This is a genomic window from Umezawaea endophytica (assembly GCF_025061645.1).
Taxonomy (GTDB): Bacteria; Actinomycetota; Actinomycetes; order Mycobacteriales; family Pseudonocardiaceae; genus Umezawaea; species Umezawaea endophytica.
Genome location: NZ_JANYMP010000008.1, coordinates 328,808 through 345,461, shown reverse-complemented (window position 1 = coordinate 345,461; position 16,654 = coordinate 328,808). Strand labels below are relative to the sequence as shown.

The window sequence follows — 16,654 nt, the reverse complement described above, 5'->3', positions numbered from 1 at the left end:
GGAGTGACCATCACCGCACCTGATCGCGGTGGTGGTCGCTCCCGGCGCCGGGCACGATCGTCCGAATGAGCATCGAAGAACAGGTGGCGGGCCTCTACGAGGTGCTGCACCGGCGCCGTGACACCCGGCGCGAGTTCACCGGTGCGCCGATCCCACCGGACGCGCTGCACCGCGTGCTGACGGCCGCGCACGCGGCGCCCAGCGTCGGGCTGTCCCAGCCGTGGGACTTCATCCTCGTGCGCGACGGGACGACGCGGCGGGCGTTCCGCGACCACGTGCACGCCGAACGGAGCATGTTCAACGCCCAGTTGGACCCCGAGCGCGCGGAGGTCTTCAGCCGCATCAAGGTCGAGGGGATCCTGGAGTCGAGCCTCGGCGTGGTCGTCACCTACGACCCGGACCGCGGCTCACCGGCCGTGCTGGGCCGCCACGCCATCGCGGACGCGGGCCTCTACTCCGTCTGCCTCGCCATCCAGAACCTGTGGCTCGCCGCTACCGCCGAAGGTCTGGGAGTGGGGTGGGTGAGCTTCTACCGCGAGGACGTCCTGCGTCGATTGCTGCACATTCCAGCCGGATTGCGGCCAGTTGCGTGGCTTTGCGTCGGACCCGTGGCAGGGTTGCCCGATCAACCCGATCTGGAACGCGCCGGATGGCGCAACCGCATACCTGTCGAAGACGTTGTGCACCACGAGCGGTACAGGGAGCGTTCCTCCCGGTAGCCTGTTGGGGCCGTGCCGGCAGGGGCGGAACCTCGTGTTCCCGCTCGGCGAGTCGGAATGGAGTGTCGAGCACGAGTGGAGCAGCGCGATCCGCTGACAGCGGGACACGTGACGCACATGGACCTCAGGGTCCGCGTGCTGTTGAACGCTGGGCGCTTACCCGAGGCGAACGCCGTCTTCGACGAGGTGGTCACCAAGGCCCCTCCGAGCACGGACCGCTGGGTGCGCTCGGCCGTTCTGGTGCACAGGGCCGTGATGGCGTGGCGACTGGGTCGGATCCCACTGGCGTTGGAACTGGCCGCTGAGGGCTGGCTCGACGTCGACTCGGAGACGACCGACAGCCCCGCCGCCGCGCAGACCATGGGCACGTTGGGCTATTTGCTCGAAGGCATCGGGCACCGGCACGCCGCGCTGGACATGGTGCGCAGGGCCGTGGAGGTCGCGCGCCGGGCGAACGGGCCGGACACGTTGGCGCAGTGCCTGCAACGGCTCGGCGGCACGCTGAACTTCCGCGCGGCCTCGGGTCCGGCCGCCGCGGCGCCCGCGATCTTCGAGGAGGCCAGGGGCTACCTCGCCGAGGGCCTGACCCTCGACACCGTGGACGGGCACGTGCAGCGCGGCCTGCTCGGCGCGTACGGCCGCGCGCTCGCCGGGATCGGGGAGCTGGACGACGCGGAGAAGGCCGGTCGCAAGACGCTGGAGATGGCGTCGGAGATCAGCGACCACTGGGGCATGGCCGTCGGGAACTGGGTGCTGTCCACGGTCCACCGCGCGCGCGGTGAACTGGTGCGGGCCCGCACGCTGGCCAGCCGGTCCGTCGCGTCCGCCCAGTCCATCCACGACACGTCGCTGATGCTGCGGTTCTCGCTGGACCTGGCGGACATCTGCTCCGAGATGGACGACGCCGTCGGCGAGTCCGCCGCGCTGCGGTGCAGCGTCGCCGCGGGCCAGAAGGCGTCCGAGACGCTCCAGGAGGGCCTGGGGCAGGCGCTGGAGCACCGCCAGGCCGCGTTGCGCGCGCAGCAGCTCGCCGCGGCGGCGCAGGAGGCGGCGGCGCGCGACCCGTTGACGGGGCTGGCGAACCGGCTCGGCCTGGAGGCGGCGGCCGCGAGGCTGCTGGAGGGAACGGCGTCGCGCGGCCGGGTGCCGTGGCTGGTGCTGGTGGACGTCGACTGGTTCAAGGGCGTGAACGACGACGCGGGTCATGCCGCGGGCGACGCCGCCCTGCGGGAGATCGCCCAGTTGCTGCGCCGCGAATGCCGGACGGACGACCTCGTCGCCCGCTGGGCCGGTGACGAGTTCGTGGTGCTGCTCGGCGACAACGGCAACTCGGAGCACGAGGTCGGGCCGACCGTGGCGGAGCGGATCCGCGCGGCCGTCGACGGGCACGACTGGTCGATGGTGCTGGGCACGACCCGGCGCCCGACGGTCAGCATCGGCGTGGCCGCAGGCCCGGCGAAGCTGGACCAGCTCTTCGCGGCGGCGGACATGGCCCTGTACCGGGCGAAGCGGCACGGCCGCAACCGCGTGGAGGTCGAGCCGACGATCAACGTGAACTAGGTCGGGGGCTCGTCTCGTCCGTCGTCGGAGCCCCCGACCAGGTCCACGTCCTCCTAGGCGATCAACCCACCGCGGAAGGCCACGAGCGCGGCCTGCACGCGGTTCACCGCACCGATCTTGCCGAGCACCGAGGACACGTAGCCCTTCACCGTGGCCTCGGACAGGTGCAACGTGCCACCGATCTCGGCGTTGGACATCCCCTGGCCGATCAGCACGAGCACCTCGCGCTCCCGTTCGGACAGCATGGCCAGCAGCCGCCGAGCGGGCTCCGCCGCCCGTTCACCGTCGGCCACCGCCGCGAGAACCCGTGCCGCCACACCGGGATCGAGCACCGCGCCACCCCGTGCGAGGTCGCGCACCGCCTTCACCAGTTGTTCCGGCTCGGTGTCCTTCAGCAGGAAGCCGCTGGCGCCCAGGCGCAAGGCCTCGCTGACGTACTCGTCCACGTCGAACGTGGTGAGCATGGCGATCCTCGGCGGATCGGGCAGCGTGCGCAGCCTGCGCAACGCGACCAGCCCGTCGTTGGACCGCATGCGGATGTCCAGCAGGACCACGTGCGGACGGTGCTGGCGGGCCAGGTCGGCCACCAGGTGCCCGTCGTCGCACTCGGCCACTACTTCGATGTCACCGGCGCTGCTCAGGATCATGCGAAGCCCGGACCGGACGAGGTCCTCGTCGTCGGCCAGCATCACCTTGATCACGACGCCTCCCCGAGTTGGCGTTTCGTGTTCATACAGGCCCAGCATCGCGCACCATTGCGCAAGCTGGCGTTAATTCGACGTTATCTCACCATGTGGTAGGACGTTTGCCCAGCGTTCGCGGCCGTGGAAAGGCTCTCACCACCGCGTTCACAGTTGCCAGGAAGAAACACGGTCAGCCCAGCACACGCGCGACTTCCTGCCGCAGCCTCGGGAGAGCGGCGTAGAGCTTGTCGCCAGGGCACTGCGTGTCCGCGTAGTGGTCGCGGTGGCCGTCGATCTCCGTCGGCGCGATTCCGTACTGCTCGCACGTGTAGACGCAGAACGACACGAGGGAATCCCACTGGTCGGGTCGGGGCTCCTCGGTGGTGTACAAACCCTCGTTCTCGATGCCGATCGCGATCGAGTTCTGGCCGGGGCAGTGCGCGCCCTCGACGATGCGGTCGCCCGCGTGCAGCGCGTCGAGGCTGCCGTGCCGCCCCTCCATCAGGAAGCCGCCGCGGCTGTTCGTGAAGTGCTGGCCGGAGTCGAGCCAGCCGTTGTCGTCCATGTGGTGGTCCTGGATCCACCTGGCGTGCGCGTAGGCGTGCGCCTCCGAGTAGTCCGTGACGTTCTCGGTCGCCGTGTGGTGCACGAGGATGCGCACCGGCCGTTGGCGGAGCACGGTCGTCGGGCTCGACGGCGGGCGGGCGCCCCAGTCGGCGCAGGTGCGGACGGGCAGCAGGGACGCCCTCGCGGGAATGGCGCCGAAGCCGAGGAGCAGCCCGGAGGCGGCCACTCCGCCCAGCAGCGTTCGTCGTCGCACCATGTACAAGTTTTTCCCAGTATCGGCCTAGTCGGTCAAGTGGTAACAGCGACTACCAGCCGATTGGGGCAAAAGAACGTGAAACCCTTTCAGAAAAGTTGCGGAAAAAGTAACGTGCGCCACACCAGCCCTGCATGGAAGGAGCTTCGCGTCATGCGGAGAGCCGCCCTACCCGTGGTGGTGGTCGCCCTGCTCGCGACCGCCTCCGTCATCACCGCACCAGCGCAAGCGGCTCCCGAGCCGCTCACCACCACCGCGTTCGCCCCGGACGACTACTGCCTCGGGCAGTGCAACGACATCCTCCCGCCGGGCAACAACGGCAACGCCACCCTCGCCGACATCCTCGGCCACAAGGTCTTCGGGACCCGGCCCGCCCACGCGGCCGACCAGTTGCCGAAGTACGACGCGCTCTCCACCGGCTACCAGGGGCTGACCAACGAACAACTGAGCACGTTCTTCAACGACGCCTCCTTCGGCGTCGCGCCGGACCAGGTCGAGAGCACGATCAAGCCGCGCGCGGACGTGACGATCATCCGCGACAAGGCCATCGGCATGCCGCACATCTACGGCACCACCAGGTCCGGCACCGAGTTCGGCGCGGGCTACGCCGCCGCGCAGGACCGGCTGTGGCTGATGGACGTGTTCCGCCACCTGGGCCGCAGCCAGCTCACCGGGTTCGCGGGCGGCGCGCAGGGCAACCGCGTGCTGGAGCAGAGCTTCTACGGCCAGATCGCCTACACCGAGGCCGACCTCCAGGCCCAGATCGACCGGGTCGCGGCGAGCGGACCCCGTGGCGCGCAGGCGAACCAGGACGTCAACGACTACATCGCGGGCATCAACGCCTACCTGGCGCAGTCGATCGCCGCGCGGAACTTCCCCGGCGAGTACGTGCTCACCGCGCACGCCGACGCGATCACCAACTGGAACGACATCCAGCCGTTCAAGCCCACCGACATGGTCGCCATCGCGGCCGTCGTCGGCGGCCTGTTCGGCGCGGGCGGCGGCGGTGAGGTCCAGTCCGCGCTGGTCCGCCTGGCGGCGCAGAACAAGTACGGCGCCACCGTCGGCGAGCAGGTGTGGAAGTCGTTCCGGGAGCAGAACGACCCGGAGGCCGTGCTGACCCTGCACGACGGCCAGCGGTTCCCGTACTCCGCGAGCCCGGCCAACCCCGTCGGCGTGGCGATGCCCGACGCGGGCTCGGTGACGCCGGAGCCGATGGTGTACGACCAGACCGGGGTGGCGTCCACTGTGGACGTTCCCGCCGGTGATCTGGCCCCCGCCAAGGGGATCTTCTCCGACGGCGTGCTGCCCGCGGACCTGCTGAACAAGAAGCACGGCATGTCCAACGCGCTCGTCGTGTCCGGCGCGCACACCGACACCGGCAACCCGATCGCCGTGTTCGGCCCGCAGACCGGCTACTTCGCGCCGCAGCTCCTGATGCTCCAGGAGCTGAACGGCCCCGGCATCAGCGCGCGCGGCGTGTCCTTCGCCGGTGTCGGCATGTACGTGCAGCTCGGCCGCGGCCAGGACTACTCGTGGAGCGCCACCTCGGCGTCCCAGGACATCGTCGACACGTTCGCCGTCGACCTGTGCGAGCCCGACGGCAGGCCCGCCACCAAGGCGTCCAACCACTACCTGCTGCGCGGCCAGTGCGTCGCGATGGAGCGGTTGGAGCGCAAGAACGCCTGGAAGCCCACGGTCGCCGACGGCACGGCCGCCGGGTCGTACACGCTCGTCGTGTACCGCACGAAGTACGGCCTGGTGCAGAGCCGCGCGGCGGTCGGCGGCAAACCCGTCGCGTACACCGCGCTGCGGTCCACGTACCTGCACGAGGTGGACCCGATCATCGGGTTCCAGGAGTTCAACGACCCGAGCGCCATCCGGTCCGCGCAGGACTTCCAGAAGGCCGCGGACCACATCGGGTACGCGTTCAACTGGTTCTACGTCGACTCCAAGGACACCGCGTACTTCAACTCCGGCTCGAACCCGGTGCGCAAGGCGGGCGTCGACCCGAACCTGCCGATCAAGGCGTCCCAGCAGTACGAGTGGCAGGACTGGGACCCGAACACCAACAGCGCCCGCTACACGCCGACGGCGGAGCACCCCCAGTCCCTCAACCAGGACTACTACATAAGCTGGAACAACAAGCAGGCGCTGGACTTCACGTCGTCCGGCTTCGGCAACGGCTCGGTGCACCGCGGCGACCTGCTCGATGGCCGCGTCAAGGCGCTGATCGCCAACGGCGGCAAGGCCACCAGGGCGTCCCTCACCAAGGTCATGGCCGAGGCCGCGGGCGCCGACCTGCGCGCCGAGCAGGTGCTCCCCGACCTGCTGCGGGTGATCGACAAGGCCGCGGTCACCGACCCGGCGCTGGCGGCGACCGTGCAGAAGCTCAGGGCGTGGCAGCAGTCCGGTTCGCTGCGCCGCGAGACGACCAGGGGCAGCAAGGTCTACGCCCACGCCGAGGCGATCCGCGTGCTCGACGCGTGGTGGCCCCGACTGGTCCAGGCCGAGTTCCAGCCCGGTCTGGGCGCCGACCTGTACGCCGAGCTGGTCAGGGCCGTCCAGGTCGACGAGGCCCCGTCCGACGCCCACGGCGCCGCGCCGCACAAGGGCTCGTCGTTCCAGTACGGCTGGTGGAGCTTCGTCGACAAGGACATCAGGCGCGTGCTGGGCGACCAGGTCGCGGGCCCGTTGACCGGCACGTACTGCGGCGGCGGTGACGTGACCGCGTGCCGCACCGTGCTGCTGGACAGCCTGCGCGCCGCGGCGGCCGTGCCCGCCAACCAGGTCTACCCCGGTGACGCGGACTGCGCGGCGGGCGACCAGTGGTGCGCCGACTCGGTGATCCACCGCGCGATGGGCGGCATCACCCAGGACAAGATCCAGTGGCAGAACCGGCCGACGTACCAGCAGGTCGTCCAGTTCCCGGCCCGCCGCGGCACCGCGCTGGCCAACGCGGCGCGGGGCGGGACCGCCACGGCCAGCAGCTACGAGCGGGGCGCGTACAACTCCCCGCCCGCCAACGCCGTCGACGGCAACCCCGCCACCCGGTGGGCGAGCGACTGGAGCGACTCCCAGTGGCTCCAGGTCGACCTGGGTTCGGTCCAGCGGGTCGGGCGCGCGTTCCTGCGGTGGGAGGCGTCCTACGGGAAGGCGTACCGGATCGAGGTGTCCACCGACGGGGTGGCGTGGCGGCAGGTTTTCGTTACCGCGGAAGGAAACGGCGTGACGGACAACGTGTCCTTCACCCCAACCGACGCGCGGTTCGTACGAATGACGGGTACCCAACGCGGCACTAATTACGGATACTCGCTCTACGAACTCGAGGTCTACCCGCAGTAGACCACTTCCGAGGAAGACCCCGGTCCACCCCCAGGGACCGGGGTCTTCCGCTTTTCGCAGGTCAGCGCGGTACGAACAGGTAGTTGCGCACGTCGGGCACGATTCGGGACACCGACCGCCACCCGCCCTGCCGCCAGACCCTCATGTCGTAGTCCCGCTCGGCGAGCCACGCCACCACGTCCCGCGCCGAGTACCCGAACCGCGCCACGTGCCGTTCCTCGATCTCCAGCAGGACCTTCGGCCGGAGCGTCTCCACCACCCACGCCCCGCCTTCGAGCACCCGCAGCTCCGCCCCCTCCACGTCGGCCTTCACGAAGTTCAGGCGCTTGATCCCCTGCTCGGCCACGAACGCGTCCAACGTCTGCGTCCGCACCACGACCTCCAGGTGCTCCGCGAACTCCACGTTCGACCCCAACCCGTTCGCCCCGGCCGTGAGGAACGACCGCCCGGTCACCGGCACCCCGTGCCGAACCGGAACGCTCATCACCTCCCGCCCCTCCTCGACCCCCAGCGCAACCGAGTGCCGCACCACGTTCCGCCCCTCCCGCGGCCGGAGCACGTAGGACAGCGCCGGATGCGCGAAGACGAGCGGCTCGACGCTGTGGACAGTCCCCTGTGGACCAACGAGCTGCGAGAGCGTGACCGTGTACAACCCCAACGCGGCCCCGATGTCGATGCACACATCCCCAACCCCGACCACCCCGCGCAACCCCACCAACTCGGGCTCGACGAACGGCGTCACCTTGGCCAGCACACGAAGACCGGCAGCAACAGCCGCCCCCCGCACATCAGTAAGTTTCTGCGTCACCCACCCAAGACTAGGCACCCCACCCCCACACCGGGCCCCCCACCACAGTCGATCAACATCTGACCGCTAAACTGACCCCGATCACAGCCCCGCCCTCGTAGCTCAGGGGATAGAGCATCGGTTTCCTAAACCGTGTGTCGCAGGTTCGAATCCTGCCGGGGGCACTCACCTTTCGCCGGGTGAATCAGGCCCTGAGCAGCGGCAACGCGCTCGGGGCTTGATCTTTTAGCGGGTGAGCCGTATGCCACTGTCGGCCGGAATATGCCCCGGTTTGCCACCGTTTACGGACTCACCACGGACTGGGATCCACGCTCGGAACAGCAAGGCCCTCCCCTAGGCCAACCCGCTTACGCAACCAGGCTCGGGAGCCATCACTGGCGACGCCCCCTCCGCCTCACCAGCCCCTGGGAGTACGGCGTAGCCAGGACTGCGTCTCCAGAGTCGTTAAGCCATGGGTCATAGAAGCCGTCACATTGGTACAGACATCTGGTGCATTTGACATCGCGACCAGATGGATCATGCCCCAAAAGTCGCTCCAGAAATTCAAGGTCTATTTCTATACCAACGGGCCTGGCGTGCGGATCACGAGGCCGAGGCACAACACTTACCTCTCGAAGATCCATAGCATCGATCACAGGGCTTGGATAGGACTCAACAGTTTCCCCGTTTACATGCGAACATCCTTCAGTGCCGCAAACATTGCAGATTCCTTCCAATTTTTGAACCAATACTGGATACTCTACATCCAAAAGATGTGCACACTCATCCAAGTCTTCACGGCAAATGGAGCAAACTCTTCGACTAGTGAATCCGACAGAATTCCCCCACCGGTGATGCACAAGCGACAAGGCACAGGTATCCAGGTATACATCTTCATCAAATCTAATTTTACATCCGAAGTAGCCGGATACAAATGCGGCAATATTATGCACATGCTGATGGGCAGGGTCGGCAATATCACTATCTTCCAAGCAGTTATATGCATCGACCGCAAGGTTTAATGAATTCCTTGCCGCCGATTCGGCAGCCTTCCAGACTGGCAGATCACGAAGGGATCCAAAATAAGAATTCTCATTAGGTTCAAGCGCAGAAATTCCGAGGAATCGAAACGATAGATGCATCCGACCACAATTATTTACGGAAATTCCAGCAAGCCTCCAAGAGTCCTGATGGGTTTTACCATTGAGATGAACAGTTACAGGCAGGCCTTCAATACCTCGGGGAAGTGGAATTTTGCCAATATCGCCCATCAGATCGATACCAAGCAATAGTAGCGACTTCCCATACTCATGCAACGACTGCATCAGCTCTTTGCCGCCCTGCCAGCGAAGAAACTCAGCCCGCGGCGTGCCAGCAGCAGGCGGAAGCGGTACGGAGTAGCTGATTACACGAGATCTGATACGCACAACGACCCCTAGCCGAGCCCCTCAAGACTATTCTTCATTACCCTAGATTGACCTAGAGTCATCTACCTTATCCCCGCGAGACATCAGCTCCCTGAGAACGTTTTCCACATCACCCACCGGCCCCTTGAAGTCAAACCCTTCAATAACCCTCCACTCTCCGTCTTGTTCAAACCTATCCATATGCAGGTGGACATGCTCAGACTCAACAGGACCGTGCCCTCCGAACGAGCGAAGAGCGGCCATTGCGCGCAGATTAACCAAGTAATAAATACTCTTAGTGACGTCAGTAGTCAAATTCCCGGCAACCCCAAGAAAAATTGCCGAAACAACTTCACTCGCACTGAATTCGCTTAGATACTTGCGCCGCTCCTGCGTATATGCAAACTCGACGTCGATACCATTCGATCGCGCCGTCTTCACTACACCGGCAACATCATCTCGATAAAGTGCATATCCGCCAGAAATCTTGTCCGGAAGCAGCAGGATAGTACCGGGACCAGATGATGCAAGGACTTCCGACTGAACATTTGCCATCACCGACCCATCGCTATTTTCGCTCAATCCAGTAGACATGCCATAAGTCACCACAAAACCCACTTTCAAAAAAGCTCAAACAGTTTCCTCAACATGATTCGAGACAACTTGTCTCTTCTGCCACAGCTTACCCGAAATAGATCGGGTCACCTATCTGTATAAAGTCCCTCGATCGTGGTATTGACGGTCTCACGTTGCCCGTCTACGCATTTTGCGTAGACCTTCAACAGGACCTCCACCGAGTGACCAGCTCGCTCAGCTACCTCGGTAGCTGGTACCCCGCCGTTCAGCCAGAGCGAGACCGCAGCGTGCCGCAGGTCATACGGCCGGCCAGCCAACGGCGAGGCCGTCTGAGGAGGCGCGAGCGCGTACTGACGAGCGTCGTCCCAGACCCGGTAGTACGTCGAGGACGACACCACCCCACCGTTCGGAGACCGGAACAGCCGCCCGTCAGGACCGACTCCGTACCGCTCGAGGTGATCACGCAGGATGCGGACCAGCACCGGCGGAATCGGCACAATTCGGACTTCCTTGCGCGCCCGATGCTTCAACCCCCGCCGGTCGTGCACCTCCCCCAAGTCCGTCCACCGCTTCCCCGCCGCCGGTCGCGACTCCCTCAACGCCAGAGCACCCCAACCGCTGTCAGGCAGCGTGCAATCGTCCTCACGCAGCCCCAGCCCCTCAGCCGGACGAGCCGCCGCGTAATAGCCGACTGCGAAGAACGCCGCCAGGTGAGCACCCCGGTCCTTATTGCGCTTGCCCACGTAAGTCACGGCCGTCAGCAGTTGCTCAACCTGGCGAGGATTCGCCACCACCCGAGGGTCCACCTGGTCGACGACCTTGGAGACCTTCCGCTTGATTCGACTCAGCGGATTGTCCGGGATCAACTCCCGCTCAACGGCGTAGGACAGCAGGTTGAACAGAACCGCCCGCTTGCGCTGGTACACCGAGGCAGCCGCCGCCTTGCCGTCCAGCTTCGCCGCCAGGGCGTCCAACACCGCCCGCACAGCTACCGAGTCCGTCAGGTCGTACAACGGCCGAGAGTTGCGCCTCAGCCAGTCGATCACCTCCAGGTCGGAGCCGGACACGTCCCGATCCCGCGTGGTCGGAGGCAACAGCGTCCGGACCAACACACCTCGAAGCTCCACGACCTCCGGCCTACCAGCGCCATCGCGGACGAACGAAGCCGCCGCAGTAGCGAGGGCTTCCACGGTGCTGGCCCGCGTCGTCGCAGCCGCGTCACTCCACTTGAGATCCATATAGGACTGTGCGAACTCCAGGAACGACAACGAGTTCCGCCGCCGAAGCTCACCAACCGGCAAGCCACTCTCGATGTCGAACGGCTCACCGTTGCGCGCGGCCCGAGTCAGATCGGACAGCCGGCTGACAGCCAGCGCCTTCGCGGCGTACCACTCCGAGTGCTCGACCTTGTCCGTCAACCACCGCACCGGGTACGGCCGCTTCCGCCCCTCACGCCGCTTGATCTCCCAGAACTTGACCTTGAACGTGGTAGTCATGCCGCCGCCCCGTAGAGATCGTCAAGCCAGGTAAGGAAATCCACGCGCTTGCACCGCAGCTCACCGTTGGGCAGCGAGAAGCAACGCGGCCCCTTACCGGTCTGCCGCCACTTGTAGAACGTGTCCCGCGAGACCCCTCCCAGGGCCTCCAAGATCTCCGGAACGGACATCAACTCTGCGATCTGTCGAACCTTGCCGGACATGGTTCCCCCCTCGTTTACGCAGCGTGCGGAGTTGCCGAAGGATCTGGCGGACCAGCGGACGCGAGTAACGCCGCCGTGTACTCGGCCTTCCACCGGATGCGCTCAGACACAGCCCGCAACAACATGTGCTGTCGCGGCGGCACGTTCGGATCACCGGGCTGGACGTTGTTCCACACGACCCGCGTGGGCTGGTCGTCCTGCGTGATCCCGACGTCCGCGAGCAGTTGCCGAACGAACGTCTTCCGGTCGTGCCTGTGGTCAGCGAGCGACTTCCCAGACCACTTCCGGGACACCAGGACACGCCTCCCCGCGACGCCGAGCGTGGTCCGCTTGTGCGCCTTTCCCTTGCACAGCCCCGGATTCATCGAGAGCCGAGCACTCCGAGGCTGGACGCCGTAGAGCAGCCACACCGCGCACTGCGGGGAACACGGCGTCACGGCCAACTCGTCGCAAAGCCGTTCGGTATGCCGTTCCTGTCGAGCCGTCCCCGCCTCGTGGCACTCGTTGATGCTCTTGGTCAGGTACTTCGTGAGGTAGCCGATGTGCCGCCCAGCCTCCGGGGTGCCGCCAAGGATGCCCTTGGAATGCACCTGGACCCCGAAGCGCGCGAGGTGAGCGGGCTCCTCCACCTGGTCTAGGGCTTCCTCCCAGGTAGGCAGGGCCGTGCGCGTCTGGGGATCAACGAAGCCCTTGGCTCGCACGTCCCAGACCGGGAGGTGTTCGCCGCTGTACTTGATCTCGTCGTGCGCAGGCCACCAGACCTGGTGATAGGTGGCTTCGGCGACCGCCCGCAGTTCAGCGCGGGAGATGCTGCCCCGGATGGCCGCGTGCCAGTGCGGCGCCAGCCTCCGCTGAGGCTCCACCGTCGAGAAGTACTGAACCTCCCAGCCGACGCATCGACGGAGGTTCTGCACGAACCGGTCCAGCAGCGCGGCGAAGTGCACAGCGTCCCGAGCGGCCCGCCGGTAGTCATACCGGTCGGGGTCAACGGGAGTGCCGTCCGAGCGGACCTTGCCGTAGCTGTCGAGGGTCAGCGTGAGGAACGTCGAGGGCTGGTACTTCTCGCCGAAGACCTTGCCCACGGTGCGTTTCTGCACGGGCCGCCGAGGCAAATTCGCCGCATCCTGCCGCCGCCTGGTGGACCGCTTCCGAGCAGCCCGAGGACGCGGTTCCAGTGACGGAAGGTTCCCACGCACTCCGAGTTGCCGAAGTTCCGCGTCGACGCGCTCGACCTCTTGCCGGACCTCCTCCGCGCCGGTTTCGTCGTCCTCCTCCATCACCTGGCGGTAGACCTTGACCAGGTCCGCCCGGTACTCCGTGAGCTGCTTCTGATCGGCGGTCGGTTCGTTCGGGGTGAAGTCGGGTTCTTCGGTCAGGTGCCACCCTTCACGGCACTGGGCCATCCGCAGTCGCCGGTTCTTCTCCGCGCAGGTCGGACACGCACTGGCCACGGTTGAGCCGCACGGAATCGGGATGATCTCCACACGACCGGTGTCCAGGTCGATCCGTTCCTTGGCCAGCGGACGGACACAGACGCCGTGCTGCTCAGCCACAGCACGAGCCACATCGAGCGCCGCAGGCTGTTTCATCCGGTCGGCGCGGGTCAGGTACTCGCTCATGCCGCCGCGCTCCCTTCACCGGCAGGCAGGCCGGGGAAGTCGTGGACAGTGGCCCGTGTGAAGTACGCGCCCAGCTCGATCAGGTCCGCGTCGGTGACGTGGAAGGCCCTCGCCCGCTCCGGTTCCCTCTGTCCATCGGTCTTCAGCCACGCGACACCGGGCGTGTTCTCGCTGATCTCGTGAGCCGCCGCACCCCGTTGCCGAACGCCATCCCCTAGGACCATGTCCACCTGCTGTGGCTCATCGAGCCGGAGCGCCACACGGGTGCTGAACAGGTGCCGGAACGACACGACCTCCTTACGCGGGTCTTGGACCAGGCCCACGAGCGCATAGCCAGGTGCACGCCCTTGGGAGGTGATCGTCTGGATGGCCCGCGAAGCGCGCTCCCGCAGCTGCTTGTCCGGCTGGTAGGCGATCAAGTCGGCCAGCTCATCCACGATCAGGACCGTGAAGGGCTCCCCCGTCGACCGCGCCCACAGCCGACGAACGCCCCGATACCGCACCGCCCGTTCCTTGACCTCAGCCGCGATCTCCTCCAGCAACGCGACCGCGTCCGGACCGTTGTCGTAGACGACCTTGTCGAAGGCGTCCGGGCACTGTCCCAGCTCCATCCCACCCTTGGGATCGATGCCCACCAGGCGCACCAGCCCAGCACGAACGGCAGGCGCGAGCTGCCACACGATCGACCACAACACCGAGCCCTTACCCGCACCGGGCACGCCCACGACGAGGAGCTGAGCGCCGAGCAGCCGCAGTGTCCAGGCCCGACCGGTCTCCGTACGGCCAACCACGATCTTCTTGAGGTTCACCGCGGACTCATCCACCGAAAGCGCTGGTACGGGCACCGGACGAGACAGCGGGTCAGAGTGGATGAAGTCCAACTCAAGCAACCGAGGCCGCAGCACCCGCACTCGACAGGACCGGGCGTTGAACGAGTGCGCCAGGTTCTCCCGCCGCGCTTCCCACTGCTCCGGAGACTGCGCCGGAATCATCCGCACCCGAACCCGGTCCCGCCATCCCTCGGACCGCACACGACGCAGCCGAGGCCGGAACTCCTTGCCCCGCTTGTCTTTCGCAAGATCCGACAACCGCATCACGGTCCGCCACTGCGGCACGTAGATCGTGGCCCGCCGCCATTCAGTGAGGACGCGGTACCAGCCGTGCCGCAGAAAACGAGGGCAGATCCAGACCCGCCCAGATGAACGAGCCCGCGATCAACGACAGCAGAGCCAGCACCAACGGCGACAGGCCCCACGTCGCGTACATCCAGTAGCCCGCCACCGACGTCACGACCGTGACCGGGTACCGAACAGCAACGAGCACCAGGCGCACGATCAGCCACAGCGCTACCCACGCCAACGCGAACGGTGCCGCCACGACCTTGGTCCACCCAGGCAGGTAAGCCCACCACGGAACCCTAGGCCGGTAGCCCTCGAACGGAGCCGGATCAACCCACTTGCTCCCCCTCATCGAACGTCACCGCCCCGCCGAACAGAGCCGCCGAAATCCAGCCCCAACACACCGGCACACGAGTCACATTCGGTCTGGCCGGGCAGCAACCGGGCGAAGCGCTTGCACGTCGCACACCGGCCCCGCGAGACCCCCTCTGGCGCAGCAATACGCCTAGGCTTTACGCTCATCTCGTTCACTCCGTTACGCGTGGTGGACAGCGCAGGAGCGGCGAGGTTGGTAGCCGTGTTCCGCTCCTGCGTCTTACGTTCTCGTTACGCCGCAACAAGACGTGCGGCATCACCGCGTGACCCAACAAGATCACACGCTCTGTCCTAACAGGACTTTCTAGCGCCGCCTCCAGCGACACCGCCGAGGCACAAGACGCTTCTCAACCAGCCAGGCCGCACAGTCCCCGCAGTAGTCGGCGGTCGCCCGAATCCACGTGCACCGCCCACACTTGCCAAAGCACCGCTTGTTCTCGACCCGCACCCGCACCGACCGCATCTCGGCCATCCGACGCTCAGCCGGGTCACACGACATCAAGCGCTCAAGCAGCCTCATCACTCACCTCCCCTCGATGGGAGGCCCAGGGCAGGCGATCCCACCCCGGACCAGGCTTCAGACCCCGTTCAGAGCCGACGTCGCCAACCGCAAAGCTCCCGCGGGCAAGTACCGCTCAGGCAGATCGGCGTAGAGCGCCAGGCCGTCAAGCACCCGCACCGAGCTACGGACCGACCGATAGCGAGCAGGCTGATACGGGTCGCACTGCGCCCGGTACTGCTCCGCCACGTCCACGAGCAGATCAAGCGGACTGACGTCGAGCACGTCGCAGTAGATCCCCAACCCTTGCGAAGACAGCCCCCGACTCCCACGCTCAACCTTCGAGATCAATGCGGTCGAAACCCCGAACTCCTCCACCATCACCCCAGGCAGAACGCCCGCTTCCTTCCGCAGCGCCCGCAGATGAGCACCCACAATCCGGTCGTACTCAGCCCGCCGAGGCTGCGGCCGACCAACCGCCCCGCTCATCCCTGCACCGCCGGGTTCTCCACGAGCGCATGACGCCCTTCCCGGCTGTCGAGGTGATCAGCGAGCTTGCCCGCCTCCCGCGACAACTCCCGGCAGAACTTCGCCAACACCTCAGACCCACCAGCGAACGGCGGGAGCTGGATAGCCACGTTGACCGGGTCGAGGTAGATCACCAACGCGGGCAGTTCCTCGGTGATGTGAACCATCCCCGCCGCCGCATCCCGCCCCGGCGAACACGTCACGTTGAACCCCATCAGCCCAGCCCTTTCTTCTTGGCCGGGGCATCGAACGCCGCCAGCCCTTCACTGATCGCGCCAGCCAGCCGAGGCAGCGCCTCACGGTCCACGACCAGAACCGCCGGGAATGCGTTGCCGAGCCGGATCTCCACGCGGTCGGCGAACACCATCGGCTCGACTCGGATGGGAAGATTCGCGGTCACGTGCACCCGCACTAAGTCCGCCACGACTCACGCAGCCTTGGCAGCGCTCTTGGCAACAGCAGGCTTCATCCCGGTAGCCCGCAGGCTGTACCCGAGCTTCGCCCGGCACCGATGACGCTCCCCAGCAGCACCCGCCCGGCAGCCCTTGTCATCGATCCACGGCGTAACCGTCAGCCCCTCGAACAGCACCGGCCGCACATCCGTGCCGGGAATCGCCTTCGGCGGCACCGGCTGATGAGGAGCCGCGATCTTCACCGTGACCACGGCGTCCGTCTTGCGCTCCGCTGCCTGATCGATGACCAGCACCGACCACACCAGGAGCCCGTTCTCCTTGTCCTTCTCCTGCTCGACCGGCAGCCCCTTAGCCCGCTCATCCGCAGACTGAAACTTGAGCACGGGCTCCACACCCATCACGAGCGCCCCGCGAGGGAACACGAAGTCATGCCCCGCCGGAAGCCTGCTCCCACCTGTGATCGCCATCGGCTGTCTCCTGCCATCCGCGTCGGCCTGACCTGCGGTC

General features: G+C 66.3%; 17 protein-coding genes, 1 tRNA gene and 1 pseudogene. 4 read left to right on the top strand and 15 right to left on the bottom strand.

Going from position 1 to position 16,654, the window contains the following annotated elements; genetic code table 11:
- Positions 1-65: 65 nt before the first annotated feature.
- Positions 66-719, top strand: coding sequence for a 5,6-dimethylbenzimidazole synthase (gene bluB / locus NZH93_RS19650; RefSeq protein ID WP_259624567.1), 654 nt, complete (start codon positions 66-68; stop codon positions 717-719).
- Positions 720-836: 117 nt separating this feature from the next.
- On the top strand, positions 837-2,279 hold the full coding sequence (locus tag NZH93_RS19645; protein ID WP_259624566.1) for a diguanylate cyclase: 1,443 nt from the start codon (positions 837-839) through the stop codon (positions 2,277-2,279).
- A 53-nt stretch (positions 2,280-2,332) separates the two neighbouring features.
- Here the strand turns inward: NZH93_RS19645 and NZH93_RS19640 are convergent, their stop codons facing one another.
- Together NZH93_RS19640 and NZH93_RS19635 are read right to left on the bottom strand one after the other, a co-directional pair.
- The gene (locus NZH93_RS19640) at positions 2,333-2,980 is read right to left on the bottom strand and encodes a response regulator (RefSeq protein ID WP_106185564.1); all 648 of its coding nucleotides are present in this window, start codon (positions 2,978-2,980) and stop codon (positions 2,333-2,335) included.
- 172 nt (positions 2,981-3,152) lie between these two features.
- Entirely contained in the window at positions 3,153-3,785 is a 633-nt protein-coding gene (locus NZH93_RS19635; protein ID WP_259624565.1) for a peptidoglycan recognition protein family protein, read from the bottom strand.
- A 150-nt stretch (positions 3,786-3,935) separates the two neighbouring features.
- On the opposite strand from NZH93_RS19635, the gene NZH93_RS19630 reads away from it, so the two are divergent.
- Positions 3,936-7,127, top strand: a complete 3,192-nt coding sequence (locus tag NZH93_RS19630; RefSeq protein ID WP_259624564.1) for a penicillin acylase family protein — start codon at positions 3,936-3,938, stop codon at positions 7,125-7,127.
- A 61-nt stretch (positions 7,128-7,188) separates the two neighbouring features.
- On the opposite strand, the gene NZH93_RS19625 is transcribed toward NZH93_RS19630, so the two are convergent.
- Entirely contained in the window at positions 7,189-7,935 is a 747-nt protein-coding gene (locus NZH93_RS19625) for an FkbM family methyltransferase (protein ID WP_259624563.1), read from the bottom strand.
- Between the two features lie 91 nt (positions 7,936-8,026).
- Between NZH93_RS19625 and NZH93_RS19620 the strand changes: the two genes are divergently transcribed.
- Positions 8,027-8,099 (top strand) — tRNA-Arg (locus tag NZH93_RS19620).
- A gap of 207 nt (positions 8,100-8,306) precedes the next feature.
- Here NZH93_RS19620 and NZH93_RS19615 read toward each other — a convergent pair.
- The 12 genes and pseudogenes from NZH93_RS19615 to NZH93_RS19565 form a co-directional block, all read right to left on the bottom strand.
- Positions 8,307-9,341 (bottom strand): hypothetical protein, encoded by a 1,035-nt coding sequence (locus tag NZH93_RS19615; protein WP_259624562.1) that lies wholly within the window; start codon positions 9,339-9,341, stop codon positions 8,307-8,309.
- A gap of 42 nt (positions 9,342-9,383) precedes the next feature.
- The gene (locus tag NZH93_RS19610) at positions 9,384-9,938 is read right to left on the bottom strand and encodes a hypothetical protein (RefSeq protein ID WP_259624561.1); all 555 of its coding nucleotides are present in this window, start codon (positions 9,936-9,938) and stop codon (positions 9,384-9,386) included.
- Positions 9,939-10,021: 83 nt separating this feature from the next.
- Positions 10,022-11,392 carry a tyrosine-type recombinase/integrase gene (locus tag NZH93_RS19605; RefSeq protein ID WP_259624560.1) on the bottom strand — a complete coding sequence of 457 codons (1,371 nt, stop codon included), beginning with the start codon at positions 11,390-11,392 and terminating at the stop codon, positions 10,022-10,024.
- Positions 11,389-11,595 (bottom strand): helix-turn-helix transcriptional regulator, encoded by a 207-nt coding sequence (locus NZH93_RS19600; RefSeq protein ID WP_259624559.1) that lies wholly within the window; start codon positions 11,593-11,595, stop codon positions 11,389-11,391. The genes NZH93_RS19605 and NZH93_RS19600 overlap by 4 nt, the downstream gene beginning before the upstream one ends.
- Before the next feature lie 14 nt (positions 11,596-11,609).
- A complete protein-coding gene (locus NZH93_RS19595; RefSeq protein ID WP_259624558.1) occupies positions 11,610-13,214 on the bottom strand; it encodes a replication initiator in 1,605 nt (534 codons plus the stop codon).
- On the bottom strand, positions 13,211-14,023 hold the full coding sequence (locus NZH93_RS19590; RefSeq protein ID WP_259624557.1) for an FtsK/SpoIIIE domain-containing protein: 813 nt from the start codon (positions 14,021-14,023) through the stop codon (positions 13,211-13,213). The genes NZH93_RS19595 and NZH93_RS19590 overlap by 4 nt, the downstream gene beginning before the upstream one ends.
- A 126-nt stretch (positions 14,024-14,149) precedes the next feature.
- A pseudogene (locus NZH93_RS51465) lies at positions 14,150-14,308 on the bottom strand (FtsK/SpoIIIE domain-containing protein); the annotation flags it as partial.
- Positions 14,309-14,351: 43 nt separating this feature from the next.
- Entirely contained in the window at positions 14,352-14,591 is a 240-nt protein-coding gene (locus NZH93_RS19585) for a hypothetical protein (RefSeq protein ID WP_259624556.1), read from the bottom strand.
- Between the two features lie 693 nt (positions 14,592-15,284).
- Positions 15,285-15,695, bottom strand: a complete 411-nt coding sequence (locus tag NZH93_RS19580; RefSeq protein WP_259624555.1) for a helix-turn-helix domain-containing protein — start codon at positions 15,693-15,695, stop codon at positions 15,285-15,287.
- Positions 15,692-15,949, bottom strand: coding sequence for a hypothetical protein (locus tag NZH93_RS19575; protein ID WP_259624554.1), 258 nt, complete (start codon positions 15,947-15,949; stop codon positions 15,692-15,694). Before NZH93_RS19575 ends, NZH93_RS19580 begins: the two co-directional genes overlap by 4 nt.
- A complete protein-coding gene (locus NZH93_RS19570) occupies positions 15,949-16,146 on the bottom strand; it encodes a hypothetical protein (protein ID WP_259624553.1) in 198 nt (65 codons plus the stop codon). The genes NZH93_RS19575 and NZH93_RS19570 overlap by 1 nt, the downstream gene beginning before the upstream one ends.
- Before the next feature lie 15 nt (positions 16,147-16,161).
- Positions 16,162-16,614, bottom strand: a complete 453-nt coding sequence (locus NZH93_RS19565; RefSeq protein ID WP_259624552.1) for a hypothetical protein — start codon at positions 16,612-16,614, stop codon at positions 16,162-16,164.
- Between the last annotated feature and the right edge of the window lie 40 nt (positions 16,615-16,654).